Source organism: Nitrospiraceae bacterium (assembly GCA_035623075.1).
Taxonomy (GTDB): Bacteria; Nitrospirota; Nitrospiria; order Nitrospirales; family Nitrospiraceae; genus DASPUC01.
In genome coordinates this window covers 21,612-33,484 of the sequence record DASPUC010000054.1, presented here as the reverse complement: position 1 = coordinate 33,484, position 11,873 = coordinate 21,612, and the positions used below count along the sequence as shown (strand labels likewise).

13 protein-coding genes and 2 tRNA genes are annotated in these 11,873 nt (G+C 55.9%); 4 read left to right on the top strand and 11 right to left on the bottom strand.

The window, feature by feature from the left end; genetic code table 11:
- Nucleotides 1-292, top strand: a 292-nt coding sequence (locus VEI50_16400; GenBank protein ID HXX76712.1) for a tyrosine-type recombinase/integrase, incomplete at its 5' end; no start/stop codon positions are given.
- A 1-nt stretch (nt 293) separates the two neighbouring features.
- Here the strand turns inward: VEI50_16400 and VEI50_16395 are convergent.
- Nucleotides 294-369, bottom strand: a tRNA-Lys gene (locus tag VEI50_16395).
- A 65-nt stretch (nt 370-434) separates the two neighbouring features.
- Complete coding sequence (locus VEI50_16390) at nt 435-1,742, bottom strand: adenylosuccinate synthase (GenBank protein HXX76711.1); 1,308 nt, start codon at nt 1,740-1,742, stop codon at nt 435-437.
- Nucleotides 1,743-2,055: 313 nt separating this feature from the next.
- Here VEI50_16390 and VEI50_16385 point away from each other — a divergent pair.
- Nucleotides 2,056-2,131: transfer RNA gene (locus VEI50_16385), tRNA-Ala, on the top strand.
- Nucleotides 2,132-2,218: 87 nt separating this feature from the next.
- Complete coding sequence (locus VEI50_16380) at nt 2,219-4,060, top strand: ABC-F family ATP-binding cassette domain-containing protein (protein ID HXX76710.1); 1,842 nt, start codon at nt 2,219-2,221, stop codon at nt 4,058-4,060.
- Here VEI50_16380 and VEI50_16375 read toward each other — a convergent pair.
- Together VEI50_16375 and VEI50_16370 are read right to left on the bottom strand one after the other, a co-directional pair.
- Entirely contained in the window at nt 4,057-4,446 is a 390-nt protein-coding gene (locus tag VEI50_16375; protein ID HXX76709.1) for a PilZ domain-containing protein, read from the bottom strand. The genes VEI50_16380 and VEI50_16375 overlap by 4 nt on opposite strands.
- A gap of 40 nt (nt 4,447-4,486) precedes the next feature.
- Entirely contained in the window at nt 4,487-5,797 is a 1,311-nt protein-coding gene (locus VEI50_16370; protein HXX76708.1) for a replication-associated recombination protein A, read from the bottom strand.
- 130 nt (nt 5,798-5,927) lie between these two features.
- Here VEI50_16370 and VEI50_16365 point away from each other — a divergent pair, with 130 nt between their 5' ends.
- The gene (locus tag VEI50_16365) at nt 5,928-6,725 is read left to right on the top strand and encodes an alpha/beta fold hydrolase (protein ID HXX76707.1); all 798 of its coding nucleotides are present in this window, start codon (nt 5,928-5,930) and stop codon (nt 6,723-6,725) included.
- Here the strand turns inward: VEI50_16365 and folE are convergent.
- The 7 genes from folE to mdh form a co-directional block, all read right to left on the bottom strand.
- The gene (folE, locus tag VEI50_16360) at nt 6,722-7,369 is read right to left on the bottom strand and encodes a GTP cyclohydrolase I FolE (GenBank protein HXX76706.1); all 648 of its coding nucleotides are present in this window, start codon (nt 7,367-7,369) and stop codon (nt 6,722-6,724) included. The genes VEI50_16365 and folE overlap by 4 nt on opposite strands.
- Complete coding sequence (locus tag VEI50_16355; GenBank protein ID HXX76705.1) at nt 7,362-7,799, bottom strand: 6-carboxytetrahydropterin synthase; 438 nt, start codon at nt 7,797-7,799, stop codon at nt 7,362-7,364. Before VEI50_16355 ends, folE begins: the two co-directional genes overlap by 8 nt.
- A 129-nt stretch (nt 7,800-7,928) precedes the next feature.
- Nucleotides 7,929-8,249 (bottom strand): iron-sulfur cluster insertion protein ErpA, encoded by a 321-nt coding sequence (gene erpA / locus VEI50_16350; protein HXX76704.1) that lies wholly within the window; start codon nt 8,247-8,249, stop codon nt 7,929-7,931.
- Between the two features lie 67 nt (nt 8,250-8,316).
- Complete coding sequence (locus VEI50_16345) at nt 8,317-8,664, bottom strand: 2Fe-2S iron-sulfur cluster-binding protein (protein ID HXX76703.1); 348 nt, start codon at nt 8,662-8,664, stop codon at nt 8,317-8,319.
- A gap of 9 nt (nt 8,665-8,673) precedes the next feature.
- The gene (gene nuoF / locus VEI50_16340; protein ID HXX76702.1) at nt 8,674-9,975 is read right to left on the bottom strand and encodes an NADH-quinone oxidoreductase subunit NuoF; all 1,302 of its coding nucleotides are present in this window, start codon (nt 9,973-9,975) and stop codon (nt 8,674-8,676) included.
- Nucleotides 9,976-10,203: 228 nt separating this feature from the next.
- Nucleotides 10,204-10,782: a urate hydroxylase PuuD gene (locus tag VEI50_16335; protein HXX76701.1), complete on the bottom strand. Its 579-nt coding sequence runs from the start codon at nt 10,780-10,782 to the stop codon at nt 10,204-10,206.
- A gap of 113 nt (nt 10,783-10,895) precedes the next feature.
- On the bottom strand, nt 10,896-11,834 hold the full coding sequence (gene mdh / locus VEI50_16330) for a malate dehydrogenase (GenBank protein ID HXX76700.1): 939 nt from the start codon (nt 11,832-11,834) through the stop codon (nt 10,896-10,898).
- Nucleotides 11,835-11,873 lie beyond the last annotated feature (39 nt).

Here is an 11,873-nt window from a genome sequence, read left to right as displayed (position 1 = left end):
GCGCGCGTTTTGCCGCGCGAAGGGACGCGCGAGTCTCAAGGAGTTTCGGTTCCACGATTTGCGCCACACCTTCGCAACCAGACTCGCTCAAAGAGGCGTAGATCTCTACAAGATCCAGCGCCTGTTAGGCCACAAGACGGGGGTCATGACGCAACGCTATGCGCATCACTCACCGGAGAGCCTACGGGACGGAGTCAACGTGTTAGACCCCTCGTCACTGCGAGAGGGGGGCACAAAAAGTGACACAGTCGGAGTTGACCGAGCACGGTGGGGACGGAACCACTTGAATTAGTTGGTGAGCCGCCTGGGACTCGAACCCAGGGCCCTCGCCTTAAAAGGGCGATGCTCTACCGTCTGAGCTAGCGGCTCACCGAGTGAAGAGTGCGGATTCTACCACCGGCGATGAACGCGTGCCTAGAGAAGATGTTTCTGACCTAGCGCGCTCGCGTGCGGGCCTTGAGGGGATTCCGCAGGAAAATGGTCTTGTCACGTTTCGAACCGGTCGAAATCATGTCGATCCGACATTCGGCCTGATCTTCGATCGCCTGAAGGTATCGCTTGGCTTCAGTCGGGAGTCGCTTAAACACCGTCATGCCGGTCGTGGGAACGGTCCATCCTTTAAATGTGCGATAGACCGGTTCGCACTGGGTCAACGTCTGGAGATCCGACGGCATATCCCGAAGAATCCGGCCGCCGCGACGATAGCCCGTGCAGAGCTTCACTTCCTTGCATCCATCCAAGACATCAAGCTTCGTGACCGCCAAGGACGTCATCCCATTCACCATGGTGGCGTACCGTGCGACCACCCCATCGAACCATCCGCAGCGGCGGGCACGCCCGGTTGTTGCCCCGAATTCTTTCCCACGCTCCTGCAGTCCTCCACCGATGTCGTCGTTCAGCTCCGTCGGAAAGGGCCCACTGCCGACTCGTGTCGTGTAGGCTTTCGCGACCCCCATCACAGCATCGATTTTTGTCGGACCCACACCAGTGCCAATCGCCGCGCCTCCTGCTGCGGCGCTGGACGAGGTGACGTAGGGATAGGTGCCCAAGTCCACGTCCAAATGGGTGCCCTGGGCGCCTTCGAAGAGCACGGTCTTCCCGGCATCAATCACCTTGTTCAGCAGCATGGCGCCGTCGACAATATAACTCCGAAGGCGTTCCGCGAAGCCCATGTACTGTTGAAACACTTTGTCTACCTCGAACCGATCGACCTTATAGAGTTGCTCCAAAAACCCGTTGATTTCGACGAGATTCTCTTCAAGTTTTTTTCGAAACACCTGGGGATTGAGCAGATCGCCCATCCGAATGCCGATGCGTGCCATCTTGTCGGCGTAGGAGGGACCGATGCCGCGTCCCGTCGTCCCGATGCGACGGGCTCCCTTGGATTGCTCCGACGCCTTATCGATCGCCTTGTGATAAGGAAGGATTAGATGAGCTCGCTCGCTAATCGCAAAGTTCTTGCCGAATCTGATTCCCTGCGCCTGAAGGTGATCCATCTCTTCAATCAGTGCTGCGGGATCGACGACAACCCCGTTGCCGATGACGCAAAGCGTCCCGCGGTAAAGAATACCCGATGGAATCAAATGAAAGATGAACGTCCCTCGTTCGTTGATGACGGTATGCCCGGCGTTGGAACCGCCTTGATAGCGCACGACCACGTCGGCGTCGCGGGCGAGGATATCGACGATCTTGCCCTTACCTTCATCACCCCACTGTGTGCCGACTACAACCAAATTAGCCATCACGAGTCCTCAAAAAAACAGCCCTGACCGACAATAGGGGGCCAGAGCCAGGCGCCATCGTAGGAGTCCATCAAAAGTTTGTCAAGCCGCCTGATTAGGACTTCTTCCGCTCTTCTCCGTGCCGCTCCGCAAGGAGAGGAGCCGTGATGCCATTGACCGCGCGCGTCCAGCGAGCACATTCTGATCGTGCGCGCGACGCGAGTGAGAAGGGCGCATGGTTCGCCGCTCCCTCCCATTTCTTGACTGGCCGCGGGGTGCATGTTAGCATGACCTCGTTTTCACGATGGTTTTTTCTGCTTTTGCACGGAGGAGTGGGGCTGTGGCGCAGCTGGGAGCGCGCGTGAATGGCATTCACGAGGTCGCGGGTTCAATCCCCGCCAGCTCCACCAAGTTTCAGCGACTATTCAACTTCTTGCGTCTTTGAGTTCTCACCTGCCCGGCTAAGTCGCTCATCGTCGTTTGCACTTCAACGTCCTATGTTACAGATTGAATCGGTCCACAAACAATTTGCGACCAAGGTATTGCTCGATGGCGGCTCTGCGCATCTAAGACCCGAAACTCGTGTCGGTCTCGTGGGGCCGAACGGCGTCGGAAAGACGACGCTCTTCAAAATGATCTTGGGGCAGGAATCACCGGACAAGGGCACGATCCGCACACGTCCCCGTCTCCGGATCGGCTACCTCCCGCAGGAGTTAGAAACAATTTCGGGTAAAACCGTTCTGGACGCGGCTCATCGAGACCAATACCCCGAATATGAAGCCAAGCGCATTTTGTCCGGACTTGGTTTCAGTGAGAGTGATTTCGGACGACCGGTTGAAAATCTTTCCGGCGGCTATCGGATGCGCGTCGCCCTCGCCCATCTGCTGTTGTCCAATCCGGACGTGCTGATGCTCGACGAGCCGACGAACCACCTCGATAAGCCGACGCAACGGTGGTTTGAAGAGTTTCTCTTGAACTCGAAGCTGACACTGCTGGTAATAAGCCACGATACGGCGTTCTTGGATCGGATCACCACGCACATCTGGGAAATTCGTGACAAGACCATTCAAGAATTCCGAGGAAATTACAGCAAGTTCAAAGAACTCCGCGCCGCGCGCGACGCTCAATTGAAAGCTGCCGCGAACCGGCAGGCCAAGGAAGTGGCGCGAGTTCAGAAGTTCATCGATCGCTTTCGGTATCAGGCCAACAAGGCCAGCCAAGTACAGTCACGCATCAAACAGCTCGAGAAGGTCAAGCGGATCGAACTGCAGCGCGATGCGAAACGTGTTCGATTCAAATTCCCTTTGCCGTCGACGAGCGGACGCCATGTGCTCGAACTGACCGGAGTGGCAAAATCCTACGGTGAAAAGGTGGTCTACCAATCGTTGGACTTCTCTGTCGAGCGCGGCCAACGGATTGCGTTAGTCGGTGAGAACGGCGCCGGTAAGAGTACGTTATTGAAAATGCTGGCCGGCGTGCTGCCGTTCGAGAAAGGAAAGCGTACGGTCGGCCATGGTGTGACGCTCCACTACTTTGCCCAACATCAGGCTGAAACTCTGAACCCTGAACATACGGTCCTGGAATCCCTGTCGGAAGTGTCCAAGCAATCGGAGATGAACTTCCTGCGCGGGCTCGCCGGAGCGTTTCTGTTTTCCGGGCCGGACCAGAAGAAGCCGATCAAAGCATTAAGCGGAGGAGAGCGAAATCGCGTGGCTCTGGCGAGAATGTTGGTGGAACCGGCCAATACATTGCTTCTCGATGAGCCGACCAACCACTTGGACCCTGCTTCTGTCGACGTGCTTACGGATGCGTTGACCGACTTTCCCGGCACCATCATCTTTATTTCCCACGATCCCACGTTCTTAACTCGGATTGCTACGCGCGTCGTTGAAATCGAGGATGGCCAAGCGAGAAACTACTTTGGGGATTATGAGTACTATCTCTGGAAAAAGGCGCAGGAATTCGAATCCTTCAAGGAGACGAGCGAGGAACTGGGGAAGAAGACGGCGCCAAAGACTCCCGTGCCGACCAAGGCCATGACTCATCCAGCAAGGACCGAGCCGTCATCCTATGATCGACGGGACCTGAATAAGACACAGGCTCGGCTTGAAAAACAGGTGTCGCGGGCCGAAGCGGAGATCGCTGAGTATGAGGCGAAGATCAAAGCACGAGATCAAGAGTTGGCTGACCCGGCACTCTATAAGGCATTCGGCAAGTGGCACGACCTCCATCTCCAGCAAGAAACCTGGAAGAAAGAGTTAGAACGTCTCACCGCACGGTGGGAAGCGCTGTCCGCGGAACTTCTGGGAGTTAAACAAAAACTGGAGGCAATCAGCTAAATCGTCGATTTGATGGTTTCTTCAAGGTAGTAATTCAGCCAGCGATTCTTCTCTTTCGTCACCACCTCGTCCCACGTCACCCCGATCAAGAATCCTTTTTCCCACGGCTTCACCCATGCAACCGTTCCATCGAGCTTCTCTTGCTGTTCTGCCCGCTCCGAATCCAGAAAGGCCAACGAAACGGTGACCTTTTCTCCCATCGAGAGACGATCCTTGGCATGAAGACCGGCTCCGATTCTATTGACGTTATCCAGCACAGCCGTGATCGCCTTGGCCCCGGTTTTGGGAGATACCAATGCCGATCCGATGAGTGTCGCGCGAACAAACTTGCGCCGCTCGTGGGAGGCTAACACTGCAGCCGTTGGCTTGGATTCCTGACGCTTCATCAATCTAAGTATAACCGATTAGAAGACTTTGTCCAACCACCTATCCCGTCGACTGCGATTTGTCTTTCGGACGATAATATTGGCGACCCTGCAGCGGTTCCGGGAGGTGTGTCTGCTCGGTCTTAGCCTGCTGGTCCTCGTGCACATACCGATACCCCTTCCCGTACCCCAGATCCCGCATGAGCGAGGTTACCGCATTCCGAAGGTGTAACGGAACTCCAAGATTTCCATGGGCTTTGGCATCTTCGAGTGCTTCCAACAAGCCGATGTAGGAGGCATTGTCCTTAGGTCGGGACGCGAGGTATGTCGTTCCCTGGGCGAGATTAATTTGTGCCTCCGGGAGCCCGACGAATTGTACAGCCTGTGCAACGGAAGTGGCTACGACGATTGCCAAAGGGTCGGCATTGCCGATGTCTTCAGAAGCAAAAATGACCATGCGGCGGGCAATAAATTTTGGATCCTCCCCCGCTTCGAGCATGCGCGCCAGCCAGTAGAGTGCGCCGTTCGGATCAGAATCGCGGAGGCTTTTAATGTATGCTGATATCACATTGTAGTGTTCTTCACCTGTCTTGTCGTATCGCAAGGACTTCTTCAGTAATGCCGCGTCGACAAGGCCTTCATCGATGTGGAGCGATCCGTCGGAGCGTCGCGGAGTCTCTTGGACCACGAACTCCAAAGCCGTCAATAGCGCCCGCGCGTCGCCGTTTCCATACGCGATCAACCGCTGTTTCGCTGCCTCCGTCATCACGATGGCCAGTTTTCCGAAGCCTCGTTCGCCGTCGGACAAGGCACGATCCAGAATCTGGCCCAACGCGAAGTCGGGCAGTGGATGGAGAACCACGACCAGCGAACGGGACAGCAGCGGCGCGATGACTTCGAACGAGGGATTTTCCGTGGTTGCGCCAACCAAGATGATCGTGCCTCGTTCGACGTGGGGGAGAAATGCGTCCTGCTGCGCCTTATTGAATCGATGAATTTCATCCACAAAAAGAATCGTCTTCTGGCGACTTGTCGCCAATCGGTGCTCGGCCATTCTGACGATTTCGCGTAACTCAGGGATCCCGCTGGTCACGGCGGAGAACGAGACGAAGTGCGCCCTCGTGTGGCGAGCGACGAGATGGGCTAATGTCGTCTTACCGCAACCCGGCGGGCCCCAGAAAATGACCGACGATAACCGATCTGCTTCGATGGCCTTGCGGAGAGGACGGTCTGGGCCGACGATCTCGTCTTGCCCGATAAAATCCTCAAATGATTGGGGACGCATGCGCGCGGCGAGCGGACGAATACTTGTGTCGGCTATTGTTCCCGGAGCAGTATACAAATCGGCTGGCTGATGCTGGTCGCGTGCCATAGATACGTGGAAGAATTCTATACGCCTTTCCTAACCGACCGCAAATACGCACGTGCCGATCACCGGTCAACCCTGCCTTGACGGTTGAATCGCTCGATGGTACGAAATCACGCTGGACATTGGGGTTCCCATGAAGGCTCAGATCAACGGCATCGCTCTCGCGTATACCGACAAGGGGGCCGGACTCCCTGTCGTGTTTCTCCATGCCTTTCCGCTGAACCGGACAATGTGGGGCGCGCAGGAGGAGGCTCTTGCGTCCGGGTACCGAGTCATCACGATCGATTTACGAGGACACGGTGAATCCGATGCTCCCCTCTGGCATTACACCCTCGAGCAGGCAGCTGATGATGTTCGGGCGTTGCTGGACCACTTGTCGGTCCCGCATGCAGTATTCGTCGGACTCTCGATGGGAGGCTATATCCTGTTCACGTTCTATCGAAAGTTTGCCGATCGTGTGAAGGGTTTAATACTGGCGGACACAAGGGCTCAGGCCGACACGCCGGAAGGCAGACTCGGCCGATTCCAGATGGCCCAAGTCGCCTATACTCAAGGGCCGGCTGCGATTGCCGACCTTATGATTCCCAAACTGCTGAGCCCTGGGACTATCCAGTCAAATCCAACGCTGGTTCAGAACGTGCGATCGATGATTGAAGGCAACCAGATCAGTGGGATCGCAGGAGACTTGATGGCCATGGCCGAACGGCCGGATTCCATTCCCCTCCTGCACCTGATCACGTGTCCTGCCCAGATCATCGTCGGTGAACTGGATGTGGCCACCCCACCCGCTGACTCAAAGCTTATGGCCGGCCAGATCCCAAGAGCACAACTAGCGACGATTCCCGGAGCGGCACATCTGTCGAATCTTGAGCGGCCGGAGTTGTTCAATCGGATCGTCGGGGATTTTCTGTCGAATTGCTCAAAAGGCTAATCCGAATCGCCGACGCTGCCACGTCTGATGAGCTTCAGAAACTCGAGGCGGGTTTGCTGCTGGCTGCGGAAGGTCCCGAGCATCGAACTGGTCACTGCTACTGTGTTCTGTTTTTCCACCCCCCGCATCATCATACAGAGATGGCGCGCTTCAACGACCACGCCCACCCCGTTCGCGTTGAGCTTTGACTCAAGGGTTTCAGCAATCTGTGTCGTCAGCCGTTCTTGCACTTGCAGTCGCCTCGCAAACGTGTCCACGATGCGCGGGATCTTGCTCAACCCCACCACCTTCTTATTGGGCAGGTAACCTACGTGGACCTTGCCGAAGAAAGGCAGCAAGTGATGCTCACAAAGGCTGAAGAAGTCGATGTCTTTTACGATGACCATCTCGTCGTACTCGATCGGAAATAGTGCTCCGTTCAGGAGATGGTCGATGTTTCGTTGATAACCCTGCGTCATGAAGGCGAGGGCTTTTGCCACCCGCTCCGGGGTGTTCACTAATCCGTTTCGGCGTGGCTTTTCGCCGAGAGCGAGCAACATCTGTGTGACCAGGGATTGAAGAAGGACTAGATTAGGGGATCTTCCGCCCCGGCTCACATCTTCCACTTCTTGCCTCCGTCGTCGTGCCACTGCCAGTTTAGCCATGTGATCCCCCATTGGGCCTTGCCGGTCCTGCATATTCAAAGTAGTTATCCCTGGTCTCGACCACACCGACTTTTTCCAGCGATCCGCCCGGCAGTTGCTCGACGAGAAGATCCCAGATCAGCTTGACCAGATTCTCTCCCGTTGTTGTCCGGCTGGCAAACTCAGGATCCTGATTCAAATCATGATGATCGAATCTCGTGATGATCGTGTCAGTGACCACACGATCCAGCGCAGCGAGGCTCGCGACTGTATCGCCAGTTGATTTGAGCCCGCTCTTGACCGTCACCAGCACCACATAATTGTGGCCATGTCCGTTGGGATTGTTACATTTTCCGAAGGCAGCCCAGTTCTCCTCGGGAGAAAGATGGTCGGTGTGTAGCCGATGGGCGGCGCAAAACCGATACCGTCTGGTTACGCTGGCTTGAGCCATCTCGACGAAGTACTCGCTGGCGTTTCTCGTGAAAAAACAAGGCCAGGATTGCCCGAACGTAATGGGTAATCCTGGCCTTGATTACAATCCGTGCGTTCGATTCGTCCGTCGCAACGCGATCGAGCTGGGTCAAGCGCTGAACGAACTGCCGCAACCGCAGGTCGTCTTAGCTTGAGGGTTCTTGATGGAGAACCCGGAGCCTTGGAGGCTATCCACGTAATCGACTTCTGCGCCCTGCAAGAGCGGCGCACTCTGCGAATCCATAATGACCTTCACGTCACCCTTTTCGATCACAGTGTCGTCATCGGACATTTTGGACTCGAACGCCATTCCGTATTGATAGCCGTGACAACCGCCCCCGCGGACATAAATCCGCAGCCCAACGACGTCCTTTTCTTCCGTCATCAATTCCTTGATTTTCTGCTCCGCCACAGTCGTAATCGTGACCATCGTGCTCCTCCTCTATAACCAGGCCAGCCTCTTTGGTCTACCTGGATTGGCTTAGTGTAACACCTCTTTACCGAATATCAACACCCTGGGCTTCTGAATTTCCCGTAGCCGGTGCCGCCCACTTGGTTTCCGGTACCCGGACGACCACATCTCCCAGCACCTTTGCTTGGCATCCCAACCGATGCCAGGGTTCTTTGAGTGCCTCGCGATCCAACAGGTCCTGCTCCTCAAACTCGATTTCTGACAAATGCTCGCCTCCTGCCTGGACCTCCACCCGGCACGTCGTACACGAGGCATTTCCCCCACAGTCGTGATTGAGCCGAAATCCCAACTCCTTCGCGGCATCGAGCAACGTAAGATTTCTGGTTACGACCCCGCTCTTCCCTTCCGGATGGAGAAATGTCACGTGCGGCATCGGGTCCCCTTAATGAGTGCTCACGCCGACGGCGACTGCTTGAAAGGGACACCGCTGCAACCGAATATGTTCTTCAAACTCATGTTGGAACAACTTAATACTGCTTTGGACCAGCACTGCCGCCCCTGTGACCAATGTACAATAGCCGGTCCCCTTCACGAATCCGCAGAGCTGAAGCAAGCTATCCAAGTCCCTCTGCGTCCCTTCGCCCTGTTCAATCTTCGTCATCAACGACGCGAGATTGATCGTTCCCATACGGCAGGGCGGACATTGTCCGCAGCTTTCTTCCTTAAAGAAATTTGAGAATTTCAGCGTCTGGGCCACCATGCATGTGGCGTCATCCACCACGATGACCCCGGCTGATCCGAGCCCAGTTCCCGCCTTCTTGAGCGAGTCGAAATCCATCGGAAGGTCAAGTTGGTCGGCCGTGATCATCGAAAATGCCGGCCCACCAGGGAAGACCGCTTTGATCTTCCGGCCACCCACCACTCCACCACCGCACCGGTCAATGAGCTCGCGAACCGTCACACCCATCGGCATTTCGTACACTCCCGGCCGGTTCACTGCTCCGCTCAGGGAGAACATCATCGTTCCTGGACACCTCTCCGTTCCTACCTGCGTGAACCATGCGGCCCCTTTCTGAAGAATCCGCGGAACATTGCATAACGTCTCAACATTGTTCACGAGCGTCGGTTTGCCGTAGAGCCCGAAGTCCGTCGGGTAGAATGGCGGTTTTTGTCGCGGCATCGCGGGCCGGCCCTGCATGGACTCCAGCATGGCGGTTTCTTCCCCGGCCACATAACTCCCATGCCCTTCGAACACTTCGAGATCGATATCGACTCCCGTACCGAGTACGTTCTTGCCGAGAAGTCCCCTTGCCCTGGCTTGAGCGAGCGCCTTTCTCAGATTTTCGCGTTCTTCGTGATACTCGTGATTGACGTAGATGAAGGAGGCTTTGGCTTGCACGGTTCGCGAAGCGATGAGACAGCCTTCGATCAATTGGTGCGGAATCATTTTTAACAAATGACGATCCTTGAAGGTCCCCGGTTCATGCTCTCCCGCGTTGCAGACGAAGTAGCGTTCTTTCACTCGATGGTTGAGTACTTTGTCCCATTTGGTTCCGGTGGGAAACCCCGCCCCACCCCGTCCTCTGAGGCCGGACTTTTTGAGTTCATCAACGACCTGTGTGGGGGTCAGTTCGGTGACACACTTCTTCCACGCTTCATACCCCCCGACCTTCATGTAGGCATCAATATCCCAGGGAGCTCCATCGAGCGTTTGAAGAACCCGTGCTTCAGCAGTCGCCGTCATAATGCCAGTCGATCCTCCGGATAGCACAGTTTGAGGTTGTTACTATAAGGCTGCCGTTCACCCTTCGTCAAGGCAACCTCACGGGAATAGGCCTGAATCTCAATGGGTTAGGACAACAGCCCTAGGTCAAACTGGGCATATTGGGCGCGTGTTCGAAGAGATTGGATTTAAAGGGCACAGAACCGGGCTAGGGGAAGTACCGCCCGACCCGGTTCATAGAGATCGCGATTACTTGAAGTGACTGCCAGCTCCCATGAAGAACAACATGGGGATTGAGAGCATGAAATTGACCCGGGATGCGAGTAGCGCCGTCCGCCCCCATTGGGCCATTTCGGCAGGAGGAGGTCCACCGGCCGACACAGCGGCAATGATCTTCTTTTGGTTGGGCCAGATAATCCCATGCACGTTGGCCATCATGATGATGCCCAGCAACCCGCCGATCGCCAGCGCATAGGCACCGGTCCCGCCGTTCATATACATCTTGAGATACAGGAGAATTCCGGCCAGCACGGTCACCGTCGCCCCGTGGCGGAACCAATTGAGCGCAGACGGCATGAGCTTGGGAATGACGGCATTCTTGGTTGGCCCGTCGAGGCTTTTCATGAACGCTGCATTAATCAGGTTGAAGAAATAGAGCAACCCGATCCAAGTGATCCCCGCCAGAAAGTGAATCCACCGAAGCAATAGCCCGCCCCAATCGGCATCGCCCGCTCCAACCCCAGAAATGCCAAGATAGACGATGATCAGCACAATGGCGAGCGCAAATCCTGCACCCATCGTCTGAAACGGATCTTCAAGAAATTTCATAATGTCCCCTCGTTCAGTTCACTGCTAGGCTGCACTCTGTACTGTAGCCTCTCCTCTCTTGTCAAGCAACGCTACTGTCTCCGTGTTCTCACCTCGTGTCTGTCACTCCGGACCTACGCCATCAATCGGTCGACCGTGTCACAAAGCTCGCGGACTGCCTTGGCAGAGGTTTCAAGCGCAGTTCGCTCATTTACAGTCAGCTCATACTCGACTATCTGTTCCGCCCCGCCACGCCCAAGTTTCACCGGAACACCGACGATTACATTCTGCAACCCATACTCTCCTTCGCACAAGACCGCACAAGGCAGGACACGCTTCTGATCCTTCATGATCGCGTCCACCATATCGACGGCCGACGCAGAAGGCGCATAGTACGCGCTGCCGGTCTTGAGCAATCCCACGATTTCAGCTCCGCCTTCGCGCGTTCGCTTGACGATCGCCTCCAACCGCTCTTTCGACATCAATTCAGTGACTGGTTTGCCCTTCACCGTCGTGTACCGAGGTAGCGGGACCATTGTGTCCCCATGACCACCAAGCACCATGGCTTGCACATCCGGCGCCCCGACATGCAGCTCTTCGGCGATAAACGCGCGCATGCGAGCTGAATCGAGCACGCCGGCCATTCCCAATACTTTTGACTTTGGCAGCCCGCTCACTTTTCGCGCCACGTGCACCATCGCATCCAAGGGATTCGTCACCAGAATCAGGATACATCCGGGCGAGCGAGAAACGAGATCCTTCACAACCGACTGCACGATCTTCGCGTTCGTGGCCAAGAGTTCATCTCGGCTCATACCGGGCTTACGGGGAATACCCGAAGTAATCACGGCAACCGCCGAACCGGCTGTTTCATCATAGCCGTTGGTCCCGACCACACGGGTGCTGTACCCATACACCGGTCCGGCTTGTGCGATATCCAGCGCTTTTCCTTGAGGCACGCCTTCGATAATGTCGACGAGCACCACGTCATAGGCGTCCCGCTCAGCTAGCCGCTGGGCAGTCGTGCCTCCGACATTGCCGGCCCCCACTACAGTGATTTTCGGTCGCCCCATAGTCGCCTCTCCTGAGAAGCTATCAGCTGTTAGCTATCA

Bases quoted from the DNA above. Each gene is read 5' to 3' on its own strand.
- VEI50_16375 (HXX76709.1), bottom strand. From the start codon at position 4,446: ATGAAGCGTCAGGAATCCAAGCCAACGGCTGCAGTGTTAGCCTCCCAC.
- VEI50_16335 (HXX76701.1), bottom strand. From the start codon at position 10,782: ATGAAATTTCTTGAAGATCCGTTTCAGACGATGGGTGCAGGATTTGCG.
- VEI50_16365 (HXX76707.1), top strand. From the start codon at position 5,928: ATGAAGGCTCAGATCAACGGCATCGCTCTCGCGTATACCGACAAGGGG.
- VEI50_16370 (HXX76708.1), bottom strand. From the start codon at position 5,797: ATGGCACGCGACCAGCATCAGCCAGCCGATTTGTATACTGCTCCGGGA.
- erpA (HXX76704.1), bottom strand. From the start codon at position 8,249: ATGGTCACGATTACGACTGTGGCGGAGCAGAAAATCAAGGAATTGATG.
- VEI50_16355 (HXX76705.1), bottom strand. From the start codon at position 7,799: ATGGCTCAAGCCAGCGTAACCAGACGGTATCGGTTTTGCGCCGCCCAT.
- VEI50_16380 (HXX76710.1), top strand. From the start codon at position 2,219: ATGTTACAGATTGAATCGGTCCACAAACAATTTGCGACCAAGGTATTG.
- VEI50_16390 (HXX76711.1), bottom strand. From the start codon at position 1,742: ATGGCTAATTTGGTTGTAGTCGGCACACAGTGGGGTGATGAAGGTAAG.
- mdh (HXX76700.1), bottom strand. From the start codon at position 11,834: ATGGGGCGACCGAAAATCACTGTAGTGGGGGCCGGCAATGTCGGAGGC.
- folE (HXX76706.1), bottom strand. From the start codon at position 7,369: ATGGCTAAACTGGCAGTGGCACGACGACGGAGGCAAGAAGTGGAAGAT.
- VEI50_16345 (HXX76703.1), bottom strand. From the start codon at position 8,664: ATGCCGCACGTGACATTTCTCCATCCGGAAGGGAAGAGCGGGGTCGTA.
- nuoF (HXX76702.1), bottom strand. From the start codon at position 9,975: ATGACGGCGACTGCTGAAGCACGGGTTCTTCAAACGCTCGATGGAGCT.